At 70.8% G+C, this 17,122-nt stretch carries 17 protein-coding genes and 1 tRNA gene; 10 read left to right on the top strand and 8 right to left on the bottom strand.

The features are described from left to right. Window positions 1-2: 2 nt before the first annotated feature. Window positions 3-1,370 carry an FAD-binding oxidoreductase gene (locus ACIRD8_RS13520; protein ID WP_403989879.1) on the bottom strand — a complete coding sequence of 456 codons (1,368 nt, stop codon included), beginning with the start codon at window positions 1,368-1,370 and terminating at the stop codon, window positions 3-5. Window positions 1,371-1,467: 97 nt separating this feature from the next. Between ACIRD8_RS13520 and ACIRD8_RS13515 the strand changes: the two genes are divergently transcribed. Continuing rightward, entirely contained in the window at window positions 1,468-3,111 is a 1,644-nt protein-coding gene (locus ACIRD8_RS13515; RefSeq protein ID WP_403989877.1) for a hypothetical protein, read from the top strand. A 63-nt stretch (window positions 3,112-3,174) separates the two neighbouring features. On the opposite strand, the gene hppD is transcribed toward ACIRD8_RS13515, so the two are convergent. Continuing rightward, window positions 3,175-4,320, bottom strand: coding sequence for a 4-hydroxyphenylpyruvate dioxygenase (gene hppD, locus ACIRD8_RS13510; protein WP_403989875.1), 1,146 nt, complete (start codon window positions 4,318-4,320; stop codon window positions 3,175-3,177). 122 nt (window positions 4,321-4,442) lie between these two features. Here hppD and ACIRD8_RS13505 point away from each other — a divergent pair, with 122 nt between their 5' ends. From ACIRD8_RS13505 to ACIRD8_RS13470, 8 genes are all read left to right on the top strand, one after another. Beyond that, window positions 4,443-4,916, top strand: a complete 474-nt coding sequence (locus ACIRD8_RS13505) for an Lrp/AsnC family transcriptional regulator (protein WP_403989873.1) — start codon at window positions 4,443-4,445, stop codon at window positions 4,914-4,916. Window positions 4,917-4,932: 16 nt separating this feature from the next. Next, a complete protein-coding gene (locus ACIRD8_RS13500) occupies window positions 4,933-5,580 on the top strand; it encodes an ABC transporter permease (protein WP_403989871.1) in 648 nt (215 codons plus the stop codon). Next, on the top strand, window positions 5,573-6,844 hold the full coding sequence (locus ACIRD8_RS13495; RefSeq protein ID WP_403989869.1) for an ABC transporter ATP-binding protein: 1,272 nt from the start codon (window positions 5,573-5,575) through the stop codon (window positions 6,842-6,844). Before ACIRD8_RS13500 ends, ACIRD8_RS13495 begins: the two co-directional genes overlap by 8 nt. Then, a complete protein-coding gene (locus tag ACIRD8_RS13490) occupies window positions 6,841-7,692 on the top strand; it encodes an ABC transporter permease (RefSeq protein WP_403989867.1) in 852 nt (283 codons plus the stop codon). The genes ACIRD8_RS13495 and ACIRD8_RS13490 overlap by 4 nt, the downstream gene beginning before the upstream one ends. Then, complete coding sequence (locus ACIRD8_RS13485; RefSeq protein WP_403989865.1) at window positions 7,689-8,657, top strand: glycine betaine ABC transporter substrate-binding protein; 969 nt, start codon at window positions 7,689-7,691, stop codon at window positions 8,655-8,657. The genes ACIRD8_RS13490 and ACIRD8_RS13485 overlap by 4 nt, the downstream gene beginning before the upstream one ends. 87 nt (window positions 8,658-8,744) lie before the next feature. Beyond that, window positions 8,745-9,362, top strand: coding sequence for an ArsR/SmtB family transcription factor (locus ACIRD8_RS13480; RefSeq protein ID WP_403989863.1), 618 nt, complete (start codon window positions 8,745-8,747; stop codon window positions 9,360-9,362). Between the two features lie 13 nt (window positions 9,363-9,375). Beyond that, window positions 9,376-9,558 carry a hypothetical protein gene (locus tag ACIRD8_RS13475; protein WP_403989861.1) on the top strand — a complete coding sequence of 61 codons (183 nt, stop codon included), beginning with the start codon at window positions 9,376-9,378 and terminating at the stop codon, window positions 9,556-9,558. Between the two features lie 2 nt (window positions 9,559-9,560). Next, window positions 9,561-10,880, top strand: a complete 1,320-nt coding sequence (locus tag ACIRD8_RS13470) for an MFS transporter (RefSeq protein WP_403989859.1) — start codon at window positions 9,561-9,563, stop codon at window positions 10,878-10,880. Here ACIRD8_RS13470 and ACIRD8_RS13465 read toward each other — a convergent pair. The 6 genes from ACIRD8_RS13465 to ACIRD8_RS13440 all read right to left on the bottom strand — a co-directional run bounded on the left by ACIRD8_RS13465 (window position 10,810) and on the right by ACIRD8_RS13440 (window position 16,854). Beyond that, window positions 10,810-11,616 carry a hypothetical protein gene (locus ACIRD8_RS13465; protein WP_403989857.1) on the bottom strand — a complete coding sequence of 269 codons (807 nt, stop codon included), beginning with the start codon at window positions 11,614-11,616 and terminating at the stop codon, window positions 10,810-10,812. The two genes, ACIRD8_RS13470 and ACIRD8_RS13465, sit on opposite strands and share 71 nt — an antisense overlap. Before the next feature lie 94 nt (window positions 11,617-11,710). After that, window positions 11,711-12,352, bottom strand: coding sequence for an IclR family transcriptional regulator (locus ACIRD8_RS13460; protein ID WP_403989855.1), 642 nt, complete (start codon window positions 12,350-12,352; stop codon window positions 11,711-11,713). 498 nt (window positions 12,353-12,850) lie between these two features. Continuing rightward, window positions 12,851-14,632 (bottom strand): DEAD/DEAH box helicase, encoded by a 1,782-nt coding sequence (locus ACIRD8_RS13455; protein WP_403989853.1) that lies wholly within the window; start codon window positions 14,630-14,632, stop codon window positions 12,851-12,853. A gap of 124 nt (window positions 14,633-14,756) precedes the next feature. After that, the gene (locus ACIRD8_RS13450; protein ID WP_403989851.1) at window positions 14,757-15,146 is read right to left on the bottom strand and encodes a type II toxin-antitoxin system death-on-curing family toxin; all 390 of its coding nucleotides are present in this window, start codon (window positions 15,144-15,146) and stop codon (window positions 14,757-14,759) included. After that, entirely contained in the window at window positions 15,143-15,343 is a 201-nt protein-coding gene (locus ACIRD8_RS13445) for a CopG family transcriptional regulator (RefSeq protein WP_403989849.1), read from the bottom strand. The genes ACIRD8_RS13450 and ACIRD8_RS13445 overlap by 4 nt, the downstream gene beginning before the upstream one ends. A gap of 47 nt (window positions 15,344-15,390) precedes the next feature. Continuing rightward, window positions 15,391-16,854: an MFS transporter gene (locus tag ACIRD8_RS13440; RefSeq protein ID WP_403989847.1), complete on the bottom strand. Its 1,464-nt coding sequence runs from the start codon at window positions 16,852-16,854 to the stop codon at window positions 15,391-15,393. A 186-nt stretch (window positions 16,855-17,040) separates the two neighbouring features. On the opposite strand from ACIRD8_RS13440, the gene ACIRD8_RS13435 reads away from it, so the two are divergent. Beyond that, window positions 17,041-17,115: transfer RNA gene (locus tag ACIRD8_RS13435), tRNA-Cys, on the top strand. The last annotated feature ends 7 nt before the right edge of the window (window positions 17,116-17,122 follow it).

Raw genomic sequence — 17,122 nt, 5'->3', positions numbered from 1 at the left:
CGTCAGAACAGCTTGCCGGGGTTGAGGAGCCCCAGCGGGTCGAAGGCGGCCTTGATGCCGCGCTGCACCTCGACGCCGACCTCGCCCAGTTCGCGGGCGAGCCACTCCTTCTTCAGTACGCCGACCCCGTGTTCGCCGGTGATGGTGCCGCCCAGTTCGAGGCCCAGCGCCATGATCTCGTCGAAGGACTCGCGGGCCCTGCGGGACTCGTCGGCGTCGGTGTGGTCGAAGCAGACGACGGGGTGGGTGTTGCCGTCGCCCGCGTGGGCGCAGACGCCGATGGTCAGCCCGAACTTCTCGGCGATGGCCGCCGTCCCCTCGATCATCGCGCCGAGCTTCGAGCGCGGCACGCACACGTCGTCGATCATCGTGGCGGACTTGACGGTCTCCAGGGCGGGGAGGGACAGCCGGCGGGCCTGCAGCAGGAGTTCGGACTCGGCGGCGTCGTCGGCGGGCACGACCTCGGTGGCGCCGGCCGCCGTGCACAGCTCCCCGACGGCGGCGAGGTCGGCCGCCGGGTCGGGTGTGTCGAAGGCGCAGAGCAGCAGCGCCTCGGTGGTTTCGGGGAGGCCCATGGAAGCCATCGCGTTGACGGCGTGCACCGTCGTACGGTCCATCAGTTCGAGGAGTGACGGGGTGTGCCCCCGCTCCATGATCCGGCACACCGCGTCGCAGGCGGCCGCCGCCGACGCGAACTCGGCGGCGAGCACCAGCTGCTGCGGGGGCTGGGGCCGCAGCGCGAGCACGGCCTTGACGACGATACCGAGGCTGCCCTCCGAACCGACGAAGAGCCGGGTGAGGTCGTAGCCCGCGACGCCCTTCGCGGTGCGCCGTCCGGTGTTCAGCAGCCGCCCGTCGGCCAGGACGACCTCGAGGCCCAGGACGTACTCGGCGGTGACGCCGTACTTCACGCAGCACAGGCCGCCGGACGCGGTGCCGATGTTGCCGCCGATCGTGCACATCTCCCAGCTGGAGGGGTCCGGCGGGTAGTACAGCCCGTGCTCGTTGACGGCGCGGGACAGCGTGGCGTTGACGACGCCCGGCTCGACGACCGCGATCCGGTCGACCGGGCTGATCTCCAGGATCCGGTCCATCTTCACCAGGGAGAGCACGATGCAGCCGTCGGAGGCGTTGGCGGCGCCCGACAGTCCGGTCCTGGCGCCCTGGGGGACGACGGGGATCCGCAGGGCGGTGGCGGTCCTCATGACGTGCTGGACCTCCTCGACCGTGCGCGGGAGCACCACGACGGCGGGGGAGCCGGCGTCGCAGAAGCTCGCCATGTCGTGGGCGTACGAGGCGGTGACGTCCGGGTCCGTGATCAGTGCCTCGGCCGGGAGACCCGCGCGCAGTCGTTCGAGAAGAGCGTCCATGATCCAAGCGTGGCACCCGGGGCCAATGGTGTGAACCCGTCTGCGTCACCCATCACGGAGCGCGATGCGATCTTCGTACTGACGCAGAGTGATGGCCATGGATGCCAAGCCGCAGCAGAACCCGGAGCCGCTCCCCTCCACCCTGCCGCCCCAGGGTGCGACGTCCGTCCCGCCGCCTCCGGCGCCGATGCGCACCACGCTGCGCAGGGCGGCGTTCGGCGCGATGGCCGGCGCCGTGCTCGTGGCCGGCGCGGTGATCGCCGTACCGGACGACGACGGGGAGGCCGCACCGCCCATGCCGGGGCCCGTGGCACGAGCCGAGGCCGCGGCGGCGGCCGGCTCCCCCGCCTCCCTGTCCGATCTGACCGCCCTCATCGGCGACCGGCAGAAGTGGGTGGAGACGCACCCCGCGGACGCCCCGTCCTGGGCGGTGCTCGGCACGGCGTACGTGGAGTGGGGGCGGCGGTCGGCGGACGCGGCGTACTACACCCGGGCCGAGCAGGCCCTCCAGCGGTCGCTGGCCGCGCAGCCCGGTGAGCGTGGGAACGTGCGGGCCTGGGTGGGCCTCGGGGCGCTCGCCAACGCCCGGAACGACTTCCTCGCCGGGAAGAAGTGGGGCGAGACGGTCCGCGCGCGGCAGCCGAAGGAGTGGACGGCGTACCCGGTGCTGATCGACGCGTACAACGGCCTCGGCGAGTACGCGGCGGCGGCCAAGGCGACGGAGAAGTTCGGCACCCTGCGCAAGGGCGCCCCGGCCCTGGCCAGGACGTCCGAGATGTACCGCAACCAGGGCTGGCGCGAGGACGCCCTGGCCACCGCCCAGGAGGCCGCGGACCACGCCGGCACCCCGGCCCAGAAGGCGGCGGCCCTGCACCGTCTGGGGGAGCTGGCCGCCGAGCGCGGGGAGCCGGCGGAGGCCCTCGCGCAGTACGACGCCGCCCTGCGCACCGACCGCGGTCACCTCCCCTCCCTGGCGGGCCGGGCGCGCGCCCTGGCGGCCCTGGACCGTACGGACGAGGCGCCGGCGGTGTACCGGACGGTGATCACGAAGCTCCCCCGTCCCGCATACGTGCTCGAACTGGGCGAGCTGTACGAGTCGCTGGGCCTCGACGGCGACGCCCGCACCCAGTACACGAAGCTCCGTGAACTGCTCACGCAGGCAAGGACGGCCGGGGTCGACGAGTCCCTGACCGAGGCCCGCTTCGAGGCCGACCACGGTGACCCGGAGGCGGCGGTGGAGCTGATGCGCACCGCGTGGGCGGCGCACCGCCGCAACGCGGAGGTGTCGGACACCCTGGCCTGGTCGCTGCACCGGGCGGGGCGCAGCGAGGAGGGCATGCAGTACGCGGAGCGGGCGGTGGAGACGGGCGTGCGGGACGCCTCGTACGCCTATCACCTGGGGGTGATCGAGAGCGCCCTCGGCCAGGACGGGCCGGCCCGCGGCCATCTGGAGGAGGCCCTCCGCACGAACCCGTACTTCTCGCCGCTGGCCGCGCCGCTCGCTCGGGAGGCCCTGGACGCGCTGGGCGAGCCTGCGGCGGGCGGGCCGGAGGCCGTGGAGCCGTCGGGGCCGGAGTCCGCGGGCGAGCCCGAGCCGTCGGGGGAGCCCGGTCCCACGGCCTCCCGGGAGCCCTCGCAGCAGCCCCTGGACGAGTCGCGCCGGGAGCCGAAGGCGGAGTCCGGGCCCGCGCCGGCGGGGTCGGCACCGGCGAAGCCCGGGGCGGCCTCGGCGACCCCGTGACCGCGTGCGGAAGGGGCCCTTCTCCCGGCGTCGTCCGGGAGGAGGGCCCCTTCGCCGTGGTGCCTACAGGTTGCCGCGCTTCTCCTGCTCGCGCTCGATCGCCTCGAACAGGGCCTTGAAGTTGCCCTTGCCGAAGCCCATCGAGCCGTGCCGCTCGATCATCTCGAAGAAGACCGTCGGACGGTCCTGGACCGGCTTGGTGAAGATCTGCAGCAGGTAGCCGTCCTCGTCACGGTCGACGAGGATCTTGAGCTCGCGCAGCGTCTCCACGGGCACGCGGGTCTCGCCCGCCCACTCCCCCAGGGTGTCGTAGTACGAGTCCGGGGTGTCCAGGAACTGCACGCCGGCGGCGCGCATGGCGCGCACGGAGGCGACGATGTCGTTCGTGGCGAGCGCGATGTGCTGGACGCCCGCGCCGCCGTAGAACTCCAGGTACTCGTCGATCTGCGACTTCTTCTTCGCGATCGCCGGCTCGTTGATCGGGAACTTGACCTTGAGCGTGCCGTCGGCGACGACCTTCGACATGAGGGCGGAGTACTCGGTGGCGATGTCGTCGCCCACGAACTCCTTCATGTTGGTGAAGCCCATGACCTTGTTGTAGAAGGCCACCCACTCGTTCATCCGGCCGAGCTCGACGTTGCCGACGCAGTGGTCGATGGCCTGGAAGGTCCGCTTGGCCGGGGGCGCGACGATCGGGTCCACGGCCGCGTAGCCGGGGAGGTACGGCCCGTCGTAGCCGCCGCGCTCGACCAGCGTGTGGCGCGTCTTGCCGTACGTGGCGATGGCGGCCAGAACGACTGTGCCGTGCTCGTCCTTGACCTCGTACGGCTCGGTGACGCCGCGCGCCCCGTGCTCGACTGCGTACGCGTAGGCCGCGCGGGCGTCCGGGACCTCGATGGCGAGGTCGACCACGCCGTCGCCGTGGGCGTGCACATGGTCGGCCAGGAAGGTGCCCCACTCGGTGGACGCCTTGATCACGGAGGTGAGGACGAAGCGGGCGGAGCCGTTGGTCAGGACGTAACTCGCGGTCTCGCGGCTGCCGTTCTCCGGCCCGGAGTAGGCGACGAGCTTCATGCCGAAGGCGGTCGAGTAGTAGTGCGCCGCCTGCTTGGCGTTGCCCACCGCGAAGACCACCGCGTCCATTCCCTTGACCGGGAAGGGGTCGGCCTGCCGGGCGGTGTCGGGGGTGGTGTGCACAGTCTCAGTCATGTCCGAAGGTTCCCGCCGCTCCGCAAGGTGCGCAACAGTTCGCGTATCCACTGGTCAATCCGTACACCCGGACGCCAGGATGGGCGGGCTGTCTGTACAGGCTGACCACCGGGAGGCGGATCATGGCGATCGATCGACTGGACGGCCGGCTCATCGTGCTGCTGGCCCGCGAGCCCCGCATCGGTGTGCTGGAGGCGTCGCGGCGGCTCGGGGTGGCGCGCGGGACGGTCCAGGCACGCCTCGACCGGCTTCAGTCCAATGGCGTCATCCGGGGCCTCGGCCCGGACGTGGATCCGGCGGCGCTCGGCTACCCCGTGACGGCGTTCGCGACGCTGGAGATCAAGCAGGGGCAAGGCGCCGACGTACGCGCCCATTTGCGTGGCGTGCCGGAGGTGCTGGAGCTGCACACCACCACCGGGCACGGGGACATGCTCTGCCGGCTGGTGGCCCGTTCCAACGCCGATCTCCAGCGGGTGATCGACCGCGTGGTCGGTTTTGATGGCATTGTCCGGGCTTCCACGGCGATCGTCATGGAAAACCCGGTGCCGCTGCGTATTATCCCGCTGGTTGAGCAGGCTGCAGGGGACACCGACTGAGCCTACGGAGCAACATGTGAACTTCTGGGAGTATGTGAGCACCCGCCACCAGCAACTGCTCACTGACACGTATCAGCACGCCAGCGCCGTCTTCCAGTGCATGGTCATCGCCACTCTCCTCGGCGTCCTGATCGGTGTCGTCAGCTATCGGAGCGGCTGGGGCGGCTCGCTGGCGATCACGTCCACCTCGGCGATCCTCACCATTCCGTCGCTCGCCGCGATCGGTCTGCTGATCCCCCTGGTCGGGCTGGGGGTCCCGCCCACCGTGATCATCCTGACCCTGTACGGGCTGCTGCCCATCGTCCGTAACTGCATCGTCGGGCTGCGCGGGGTCGACCCGTCCCTCGTCGACGCGGCGAAGGGCATCGGCATGTCCCGGACCCGGCGACTGCTCAAAGTGGAACTGCCCCTCGCATGGCCTCCGATCCTCACCGGCATCCGGGTCTCCACCCAGATGCTGATGGGCATCGCCGCCATCGCCGCCTACGCCTCGGGCCCCGGACTCGGCAACGAGATCTTCCGCGGCCTCGCCTCACTCGGAAGCGCCAACGCCATCAATCAGGTCCTCGCCGGCACGATCGGCATCGTCATCCTCGCCCTGCTCTTCGACGCCGCGTACGTCCTGCTCGGGCGGCTCACCATCTCCAGGGGGATCCGTGTCTGAGACCGTCACCACGCCCGCGGACTCGACCCCGGCCCGCCCGGCGAGCACCTCGGGCGCCACCATCCGGCTGGAGAACCTCACCAAGTCCTACCCCGGCAGCCCCTCCCCGGCCGTGGAGGACGTGTCCATGGACATCAAGGCCGGGGAGACCGTGATCCTCGTGGGCCCCTCGGGCTGCGGGAAGTCCACCACGCTGAAGATGATCAACCGGCTGATCGAGCCGACGTCCGGGCGGATCAGGATCGGCGACGAGGACGTCACCGACATGGACCCGGTGAAGCTGCGCCGCAAGATCGGTTACGCCATCCAGTCCTCGGGACTCTTCCCGCACATGACGGTCGCGGAGAACATCGCGCTCGTACCGAAGATGACGGGCTGGTCGAAGTCCGGGGTGAAGGACCGGGTCGAGGAGATGCTCGACCTCGTCGGTCTCGACCCCCGGGAGTTCCACGGCCGCTATCCGCGTCAGCTCTCCGGCGGCCAGCAGCAGCGGGTGGGCGTGGCGCGCGCGCTGGCCGCGGACCCGCCGGTGCTGCTGATGGACGAGCCGTTCGGGGCGGTCGACCCGATCACCCGCGACCATCTCCAGGACGAGCTGATCCGCCTCCAGCACGAGCTGCACAAGACGATCGTCTTCGTCACCCACGACTTCGACGAGGCGATCAAGCTGGGCGACCGCATCGCGGTGCTGCGGGAGCGGTCGCACATCGCGCAGTTCGACACCCCCGAGGCCATCCTCACCAACCCGACGGACGACTTCGTCTCCGGCTTCGTGGGCGCGGGCGCGGCCCTGAAGCGGCTGAACCTCACCCGCGTACGGGACGTGGGGATCGCCGACTTCCCCACGGTGACCGTCGAGGACCCGCTCCAGTCGATCTTCAACAAGCTGCGGGACGGCCAGCACAACGAGCTGCTGATGCTGGACCGCCGCAACCGTCCGTACAAGTGGCTGCGGCGCGGCGACCTGATGCGGGCCAAGGGTTCGCTGGCCAGGGCCGGGCAGCTGGTGCACGACACGGTGACCCGGGACGCCACCCTGCACGACGCACTGGAGGCCGTGCTGACCGACAGCGGCGGGCGGGTCGCGGTGACGGGCCGGCGCGGCGAGTTCATCGGCGTCGTCGACATGCAGACCCTGATGAACTCCGTGCAGGAACTCCTGGAGGCGGACCGCCTCGCCGCGATGGAGCACGAGCACGATCTGGAGGAGCTGCGCTCCCACCGGACGGAGCAGGAGCTCGAAGGGGGTGACGGCGGACTGTGACCCCCAGTCATCAGGCTCCCCCCAAGGGGGAACGGCCGCCCGGGGAACACGACGTGGGCGGCAAGGCCTTCCGTGACGAAGAGGCCGAGCCCACTCCGTCGTCCGCGCCGGCGCGCCGTATCACCTGGAAGAAGCTCGTGGTGGTACCGGCCGTCTGCGCGGTCGTCCTCGTGGTGACCTACCTGTGGATCTCCAACGTCGACCTCGACTCGATCGCGGAGAACTCGCTGGCCGGCGACAACGTGCAGGTCCGCTGGTGGCAGCACGTCAGGCTGACCGCGATCTCCACCTTCTGGGTGCTGATCATCGCGATTCCGCTGGGCATCGCGCTGACCCGCCGCGGGATCAGCAAGGCGGCCCCGGTCGTCACCGCGATCGCCAACATCGGCCAGGCCACTCCCGCGATCGGTCTGCTGGCCCTGCTGGTGATCTGGCTGGGCATCGGCCCGTCGACGGCCATCACCGGCATGGTGATCTACGCCGTCCTGCCCGTGCTCTCCAACACCGTGGCCGGCCTGAACGCGATCGAGCCGACCCTCGTGGAGGCGTCCAAGGGCATCGGCATGTCGGCGATGGGCACCCTCACCAGGGTCGAGCTGCCGCTGGCCGTCCCGCTGATCCTCGCCGGCGTACGCACCGCCCTGGTGCTCAACGTGGGCACGGCGACCCTCGCCACCTTCGGCGGCGGCGGCGGACTCGGCGACCTGATCACCTCGGGGATCCAGACCCAGCGCATGCCCGTGCTGGTGCTCGGTTCCGTACTGACGGTGGTGCTAGCCCTGCTGGTGGACTGGCTGGCATCGCTGGTCGAACTGTGGCTGACGCCGCACGGACTGGAGGAAGCGTGAGGGTACGTACGGGCCTGGCATCGGCGGCCGCGCTCGCCCTCCTGCTCACGGGGTGCGGGCTGAAGAGCGGATCACCGCTGGTGGACGAGGTGGAACCGGGATCGCTCGGCAAGGGACAGCCCCTGAAGGGCGCCTCGCTGACGGTGACCTCGAAGAACTTCAGCGAGAACATCATCCTCGGGCAGATCATGGGCCTGGTCTTCAAGGCGGCCGGGGCCGAGGTCCTGGACCGGACGAACCTGCCGGGGTCGATCAGCGCGCGCGAGGCGGTCGTCAAGGGGGAGGCCGACGCGCTGTACGACTACACGGGTACGGCGTGGATCACGTATCTGGGCCATGCCAAGCCGATCGTGGACCCGCAGAAGCAGTACGAGGTGGTCCGCGACGAGGACAAGGGCAACGGAGTGACCTGGCTGCCGCCGGCCACCCTCGACAACACGTACGCCCTGGCCATCAGCAAGAAGAACAACGCCAAGTACAAGCTGAAGAACCTCTCGGACGTGGCCGCGCTCGCGAAGAAGGACCCGAAGGCCGTGACGGTCTGCGTGGAGAACGAGTTCGCCTCGCGCGACGACGGGCTCCCGGGCATGCAGAAGCACTACGGGATGAAGCTGCCCGCCGCGAACATCAAGAAGATGGACGCGGGGATCATCTACACCCAGGTGAATTCAGGGGGCTGCCTGCTGGGCGAGGTGTACACCACCGACGGCCGCATCAAGGCGATGAACCTGGACGTCATGGAGGACGACAAGCAGTTCTTCCCCAACTACAACGCCGCCCCCGCCATCCACACGGCGACCCTCGACAAGTACCCCGAGATCGCCGAGCTGCTGGCCCCCATCACCGAGAAGCTGACGACGCCGCTCGCGCAGGAGCTGAACTCCAAGGTGGACGTGGACGGGCAGGACCCGCACGAGGTGGCGAAGGACTGGCTGGTGAAGGAAGGATTCATCAAGGAGGGCTGAGCGGAACGGGGGCTTCCTGACGACGTCCAAAGAAGACGTTGCAAAAAACGTGTTGCAAAGCAGTCTTTGCAACTCTATGGTCGTCGCATGCCACCGAACGAGCCGGAGAACGCCCCCTCCCCGCATGCCGACGACCTGACGCTCCACCACGTCGACACCCGCACCCTGCGCGGTCTCGCCCACCCGCTGCGGATCCGACTGCTGAACGCCCTCAGGGAGTTCGGCCCGGCCACCGCCTCCGGACTCGCCGACCGGCTCGGCGAGTCCAGCGGGGCCACCAGCTACCACCTGCGTCAGCTCGCCTCGTACGGCTTCGTCGAGGACGACCCGGAGCGCGGCAAGGGGCGTGAGCGGTGGTGGAAGGCCGTCCACATGGGCACGGTCTTCGGGCACGGCGAGAACTTCCTGCAGCACCCGGACCCCGAGGTGCGTGGCGCCTTCGGAGTCGTCCTCCACGAGGTCGCCGGCACGCACACCCAGGAGCTGAACACCTGGCTCGGGACCATGCACGAATGGCCCGAGGAATGGCGTCGGTCCTTCGACCTCAGCGACTTCAAGGTGCGCCTCACCCCGGAGCTCTCCCTGGAGCTCGCGCAGAAGGTCCACGAGCTGGTGAACAGCTACCGGGGCCGTGTCCCCGACGACGCCGAGGGCTCGGCCGTGGTCCGCACCCACCTGCACATGTTCCCGCGCTCCACCGACTGAGGGGATCACCGTCATGCACAGCGACGTCCACCACCTGCTGCACACCTACCGCGCCGCCGAACTCCATGACGCGGCGGCCGAGTTCCGTCCCGTACGCCCGGGCCTGCGCCACCGGATGGGCTGGACGATGGTCGAGCTCGGCCTCCGGCTGGCACAGAGCCGGCCGCACCCCGTACGCACCGCACGAACGGCCTGACGGTGGACGGGGGGAAACCGACGCGGGACCGCATACCGCTCACCGCCGTCCTGGCGGCCAACTCGATCTCCACGGCGGGCACTTCGCTCACGCTCATCGGCGTACCGTGGTTCGTCCTGGAGACCACGGGGAGCGCCGGCCGGGCCGGAGTCGTGGCCTTCTGCGCGACCCTGCCGATCGTCGTCGCCGCCGTGATCGGCGGCCCCGTCATCGACCGGATCGGCCGGCGCCGGGTCTCCATCGCCTCCGACACGGTCTGCGGCGCCGCCGTCGCCGCCGTCCCGCTGCTGCACCACGCGGGCGCGCTCCACTTCTGGATGCTGTGCGCGCTGATGGCGCTGAACGGGCTGGCCCACACCCCCGGCAACACCGCGCGCTACGTCCTGGTGCCCGACCTCGCCGAGCACGCCGGCACCACGCTCGCCCGCGCCGCCAGCCTCTTCGACGCGGTGTCGCGCGGCGCCCGCATGGTGGGCGCCGCACTGGCGGGCGTACTGATCGCCGCCACGGGCGCCGAGACCGTGCTCCTGCTGGACGCCGCCACGTTCGGGCTGTCCGCCCTGCTGGTCGCGGCGGGCGTACGAGGCGTCCGCTCGGCGGAGCCGGACAAGACCGCGGCCCCGGTGTCACTCCGCACCTACCGCGGCGAGCTGCGGGAGGGGTACGCCCATCTGCTGGGCAACCGGCTGCTGCTCGCCGTGGTCCTCATGGTGATGTTCATGAACGGCACCGACCAGGGCTGGTACGCCGTCCTGCTGCCCGTGCACGCCGAGGGCGAACTGGGCGGGGCGACCGACCTGGGGCTGCTCACCGCGCTCTTCGGTGCGGGCGGGCTGACCGGAGCCCTGCTGTACGGGGCCGTGGGGCACCGCTTCTCGCGGCGGACGGTGTTCTCGGTGTGCGTGGTGCTGTGCGGCGCCCCGAGATTCGTGGTCGCCGCTCTGACCGGGACGACACTGCCGCTCGCGGTCACGATGGCGCTGGGCGGGATCGCGGGCGGCATGCTCAACCCGATCCTGACGACGGTGACGTACGAACGCGTCCCCGAGGAGCTGCGCAGCAGGGTGTCCGGGGCCCTCACGGCGGGCTGCGAGCTCGCCATGCCAGTGGGCGGGCTGGCCGCGGGCCTGCTGGTCGAGGGGATGGGCACGACGGGGGCGCTGCTGGCGATGGGCGGGGTGTACTTCCTGGCGACGCTGAGCCCGCTGGTCTTCCCCGCGTGGCGCAGCATGGAAAGACCGGAGCCGCAGGTCAGCAGCCCGGAACCGAGCCGCCCTGCTCCAGGGCCCGCAGCGAGGACACCGCGCTCTTCAGAGTCGTGACGGCGACCAGCCGCAGGCCCTCGGGTCGCTCGGCCTTCGCCTGCTTGCACTCGGCCTTCGGCACCAGGAAGACGGTCGCGCCGTCGCGCCGGGCGGCCTGCGTCTTCAGTGAGACCCCGCCGACCGCGCCGACCGTACCGTCGGCCTCGATCGTCCCCGTGCCGGCGATGGTGCGGCCGCCGGTCAGGCCGCCCCCGGAACCGTCGCCGTCGCCGGTGCCGTCGCCGGAGAGTTTGTCGATGATGCCGAGCGAGAAGAACAGGCCCGCGCTCGGACCGCCGACGTCGGCGAGATGCAGGGTGACGTCCACCGAACCGGGCTTCATGTCCAGGTAGTTCAGGGCCGCGTCGACGGCGACGTCCTGCGACTCCTTCATGTCCTTGAGGTTGTGCTGCTCGATCTCCTTCTCGGAGTCGCCGGTCGGATAGACGGAGTCACGCGGCATGACCGCACGGTCCGTCCTGAACCAGCTGTCCACCACCTCCCCGATGCCGATGTCCGCGGTCGGCGCGGTGGCGAGGATGGTGGTCATCAGCAGCTTGCCGTCGGTGGGGTGGGTCGGCGCGCCCTTGATCGTGATGACCGGTGTCCCCTTGTCCTTCCCCAGGACGTCGGCGGTGGTGCCGGGCTGTGCCACGGTGAACGGCAGCGGCGCGAAGGCGGCCGTACCGAACAGGGCGAGGACGGGCAGCGCACAGAGGGCGAGAGTGCGGGGGCGGGAGAGACGAATGGCCACCCGCCCAATCTATCCGCCGTACGCCTCCGGCCCCGACCGGCCCGGCGTCCTCACCGGGGCGGCCGGGGCCGGAGGCCTACGGCGGGTGCTCGTCCTAGCGCAGCGCGTCGGCGACCTCGCGGGCCGCGTCGAGGACCCTCGGGCCGACCCGTTCCGGCACGGCGTCGGCGAGCATGACCACGCCCACGCTGCCCTCCACGCCCGAGACCCCGACGAGCGGAGCCGCGGCCCCGCAGGCACCGGCTTCGAGCTCGCCCTGGGTGAGGGTGTAGCCCGGGTGGTCGGCGGTCTTCTGCCGGGCGGTGAGGATGGCCCGGCCCGCGGCGCCCCTGTCCAGGGCGTGCCGGAAGCCGGCCCGGTAGGCGACGTGGTAGTCGGTCCAGGTCGGTTCGACGACGGCGACCGCGAGCGCGTCCGCCCCGTCGACGAGCGTGAGGTGGGCGGTGGCCCCTATGTCCTCGGCCAGCGACCGCAGCGCGGGCAGTGCCGCCTCCCTGACAAGCGGGTGCACCTGACGGCCCAGGCGCAGCACGCCCAGACCCACGCGGGCCCGGCCGCCCAGGTCACGCCGGACGAGCGCGTGCTGTTCGAGGGTGGCGAGCAGTCGGTAAACCACGGTGCGGTTGACACCGAGTTTGTTCGACAACTCGGTGACGGTCAGGCCGTGATCGGTATCGGCGAGCAGTTTGAGGACACGCAGTCCCCGGTCGAGCGTCTGAGAAGTCTCCGCGGTCACGACGCCCTCTCCCTCGTGGTGAGCGGGGCGGTTGTCTCCGGGGTGCCGACGCCGGTCCCACGGCGACGCACCGAGAGGCCGCCGACTGGCCATGGCACCGGCTGCGCTCCGCGGCCACATTGCCACGGGGCGTTCATGTTTCGGGGACATTAGCGAGCGGGTCCGCTCAGCGGAAGACCTCGTCCAGAATCCGGTCTCCCTCCGGAACGGCGCGGCATAACCGCCGGTCAGCGGCGGACCGTCCGGAACGCGAACATCTACGCGCGTTCAAGTCGGGTGACGTGTCGACAACGCTCCGTGCATGACACGTGAACGATTGTTAACTCACTGTGAATAAGTGCCTCAAAAATTTTCCCGCCGACGGCGCCCGGCACCCCTCGTACGCCCCCTCAGGAGCGGAGCACGCCCCCGCACTCCGACGCCCTGCCCGGAAACAGCGCGGCCCCGGTGCGCGCTCGGATCAACCGCTCGCGCACCGGGGCCGTCGTCGGGCCGGGCTCAGCGCATCCGGGTGGCCCACTCCTGGACCTTCTTGATCCGGTCCTGGATCTGCCCGGCCGTCGCCTCCGCGCTCGGCGGGCCGCCACACACCCTGCGCAACTCGGTGTGGATCACCCCGTGCGGCTTGCCGCTCTGATGCGTGTACGCCGAGACCATCGTGTTGAGCTGCTTGCGCAGCTCCAGCAGCTTCTTGTGCGTGACCACCGGCCGGTTCTCGGCCGCCTTCTCCAGCAGGTCCGCCTCTTCCGCCGGCTTCTGCCTGCTGTGCGCGATCTGCCGGGTCTGCCGCTTCTGGAGCAGCAGCTGCACCTGGTCGGGTTCGAGGAGGCCCGGAATGCCCAGGTAGTCCTGCTCCTCCTCGCTGCCCGGGTGCGCCTGCATGCCGAACTCGGCGCCGTCGTACAGCACCCGGTCGAAGACCGCGTCGGACTCCAGGGCCTCGAAGGGCAGCTGCTCCTCGGTCTCCTCGTCCTCCAGCCGCTCCGCGTCCGCGAGGAGCTGGTCCTCCTCGGCGAAGGGGTTCTCCTCGTCGCTGCCCTTCTTCGGCTTGTCGAGCACGTGGTCGCGCTCGACCTCCATCTCGTTCGCGAAGTCGAGGAGCATCGGGATGGTCGGCACGAAGACGGAAGCGGTCTCGCCCCGGCGCCGCGACCGTACGAAACGGCCGACCGCCTGGGCGAAGAACAGCGGCGTCGAGATGGTCGTGGCGTACACACCGACCGCGAGGCGCGGGACGTCGACGCCCTCCGACACCATCCGGACCGCGACCATCCAGCGCGACTCGTCCTGGCTGAACTTGTCGATCTTCTTCGACGCCGCCTTCTCGTCGGAGAGGACCACGGCCGGGGACTCGCCCGTCACCTTCTTCAGGATCTTGGCGTACGCGCGCGCCGACTCCTGGTCCGTCGCGATGACCAGCCCGCCCGCGTCCGGAATGCCCTTACGGACCTCGGTCAGCCGCTTGTCGGCGGCGGACAGCACGTTCGGGATCCACTCGCCGGTGGGCGCGAGCGCGGTGCGCCAGGCCTGCCCGATGGCGTCCTTGGTCATCGGCTCGCCGAGCCGCGCCGCGATCTCGTCCCCGGCCTTGGTGCGCCAGCGCATGTTGCCGCTGTAGCTGAGGAAGATCACGGGGCGGACGACCCCGTCGGCCAGCGCGTTGCCGTAGCCGTAGGTGTAGTCGGCCGAGGAGCGGCGGATGCCGTCGTTGCCCTCCTCGTACGCGACGAAGGGGATCGGATTGGTGTCGGAGCGGAACGGCGTACCGGTCAGCGCGAGCCGCCGCGTCGCCGGGTCGAACGCCTCCTGGCAGGCCTCGCCCCAGGACTTCGAGTCACCGGCGTGGTGGATCTCGTCGAGGATCACGAGCGTCTTGCGCTGCTCGCACCGGTTGCGGTGCAGCATGGGCCGCACCCCGACACCGGCGTACGTGATCGCGACCCCGTGGTACTCCTTGCTCACGGGCCCGGCGCTGTACTCCGGGTCCAGCTTGATGCCTATGCGGGCGGCGGCCTCCGCCCACTGCTTCTTCAGGTGCTCGGTGGGCGCCACGACGGTGATCTGCTGCACCACGTGGTGGTGCAGCAGCCATGAGGCGAGGGTCAGCGCGAAGGTGGTCTTCCCGGCGCCGGGCGTCGCGACCGCGAGGAAGTCGCGCGGCTGCTCCTGGATGTACTTCTCCATGGCACCCTGCTGCCAGGCGCGCAGCTTTCCGGCCGTCCCCCAGGGGGCGCGGCCGGGAAAGGCGGGTGAGAGGTGGTGGGAGGCGGTAGTAGTCACGGTCTCCGGTTCGGGGCACTCGGGTACGTGGGCGGCTGCCGATACGACAACCGGGCCACCCTACCGGCGGGGGGAGCGGAACCCTCCCTGGACGGCGCCGCCCCGGCGCATAATGCGACAGCTCTCACACCTCGACGACGACCAGTTCCCGCAGCCCTTGGGCGATGGCCTTCACCTCGTCCGTCTCGCCGGTCGCCACCGCGATGACCAGGCGTTCCGCTGCGTCGATGTCGGGGCGCAGGTCCACTCCGTTCATCGCCAGGAAGGAGACGCAGGACAGCCACGCCGTGCGCTTGTTGCCGTCGAAAAGTGGATGGTTGACCGCAAGGGACTGGAGGAGCGCGGCGGCCTTGTCGATCACATCCGGATACGCCTCTTCCCCGAACATGGCGGCGGAAGGACGGTGTGCCGCGGATTCCAGGAGCCCGACGTCCCGCACGACGACCTGCATGTCGTCACAGGCGTATCCCGCGATGACGAGGATGTCCTCGGAGGAGAGATAGACGCAGGTCACTTGAGCCGCTCCATGAGCTCGCCCCACTTGGCGGCCTGCTCCTTGGCGGTCTTACGGACGATGGCCTCCTGCGCCGTCCGGGCGAGGTAGTCGTCGACAGCCTTGAGCAGTATCGCGTGCATGCTGGTGCCCTCCTGCTCGGCCCGCTGCTTGAGTGCCTCGGTCTGGTCGTCGCGAAGGCGCAGGTTCATAGCCATACCAGAACGGTACCACCGCGTGGGGTCAGACTGGTACCACCCGCTCGCTACCGGGGCTGGGTGCGGCCCGCCACCCACACCCCCGCCAGCGCCACCGCCGCCATCGGCAGGAACACCACCATGAACGCGCCGGGGTGCGCCGCCCCCGCGCCGCTGCCCACCGCCCCGTGGGCGGCCGCGCCCACCGAGCCACCGCTGAGCGCGGCGAACGCCGCGCCGCCTGCGGCGAGCAGCAGCGCGTTGGACAGGCCGTCCGAGATCTGGAGGGCCGCCGAGTTGGCACCCGCCTCCTGCGGGGCCGACAGCTTCAGCAGCAGCACGCTCGTCGACGCGATCACCATGCCCATGCCGAAGCATCCGAAGCCCCAGACCACAGCCAGCGTCCACACCGGCACGGACTCGATCAGCACGGCGGGCGCGGCGAGGATCGACAGCGTCACGAGCACCATGCCGGCGACCATGAGGGCACCCCGGTGCGGCTCCAGCCGGGGCCGGGCCAGGACGTACGAGCCGAGGGCCCAGGTCAGACCGCCGGCGGCCAGGGAGAGGCCGGCCAGGGTCGGGGAGAGTCCGCGCTGGGTCACGAGCATCAGCGGGACGAAGGACTCCGCGACGATGAACGAGCCGGCCGACATCCCCCGCAGCAGGATCACGGCGGGCAGCCCCCGCGCGGCCCGCACGGTCCCGGCGGGCAGCAGGCCGCGTACGGCGGGGACGAGCAGCGCGGCACCGGCCAGCGCCGGGACCAGGGAGAGCCACCGCAGCTCCTGGCCCGCGTACTGGAGCAGCCCGGCGCCCGCCGATATCCCCAGCGCGAGCCGGATGCGGCGCCGGTCGAACGGCTCGGCCGCCGCCTCCGCGTCCGCGGCCCCTCCCGCCATCCGCCGTATCGCGGGCAGCGCGAGGCCGAGCGGCAGGAGGATGAGGACCGGGATGCCGACGAAGACCCAGCGCCACCCGAGGTGCTCGGTCACGGTCCCCGAGGCGAGCGGCCCGACGACGGACGGCACGATCCAGGCGGCGGAGAACCCGGCCATGATGCTCGGCCGGATCCGCTCCGGGTAGGCCCGCCCGATGACCACGTACAGCGCCACGATCACGAGCCCGCCGCCGATGCCCTGGACGGCCCGCCCCAGGATGAAGGTCCACATGTTCGCCGCGGTCCCGGAGAGCAGCAGCCCGGCTCCGAAGGCGCCGATCCCGGTGGCGAGCGGGGCGAGCGGCCCGCGCCGGTCGGCCCACTGCCCGGAGAGCACCATGGCGAAGAGGCTGGTGGTGAAGTACGCGGAGAACGCGAACGCGTAGAGCGGGATGCCGTGCAGCTCACGGGCCGCGACCGGCATCGCCGTGCCGACGGCGGTCGCCTCGAAGGCGATGAGCAGGACGACGGAGACGATGCCGATGCTGAGCGCCCGGTAGGTCCGCCCGAGGACGCCTTCGGCCGGTTCGACGGCGGAGGTCTCGACGAGGGCGGCGGTGACCTCGGCGTCACGGGGTTCCAGGGCAGTCATGCGCCCCAGAGTAAGGGCCATTCGCCCAGGTGACCCCTGTCGGTGGGCGGTATCCGGCTGGTCCCTTCGACGTAGGCCCGTGAGCTGTTTCATGAACGCGGCATGGCAGTCACGTTGCGGCCCACCCACTTCCCTTGGCCCGGCCACGCCGGACCCGTACGGTCGACAGCAGATCAAGAAACGCACGGCCGTGTGCCCGAGAGGTTCAGGGGCTCGACTGCAACTCGAGTTACACCGGTTCGAATCCGGTCACGGCCTCCACGCGGGA

The organism is Streptomyces sp. NPDC102451 (genome assembly GCF_044765485.1).
In the GTDB taxonomy this organism is placed as follows: domain Bacteria; phylum Actinomycetota; class Actinomycetes; order Streptomycetales; family Streptomycetaceae; genus Streptomyces.
The sequence above is the reverse complement of the archived record's forward strand: the minus strand, read 5'-3'. Positions and strand labels throughout refer to the sequence as shown.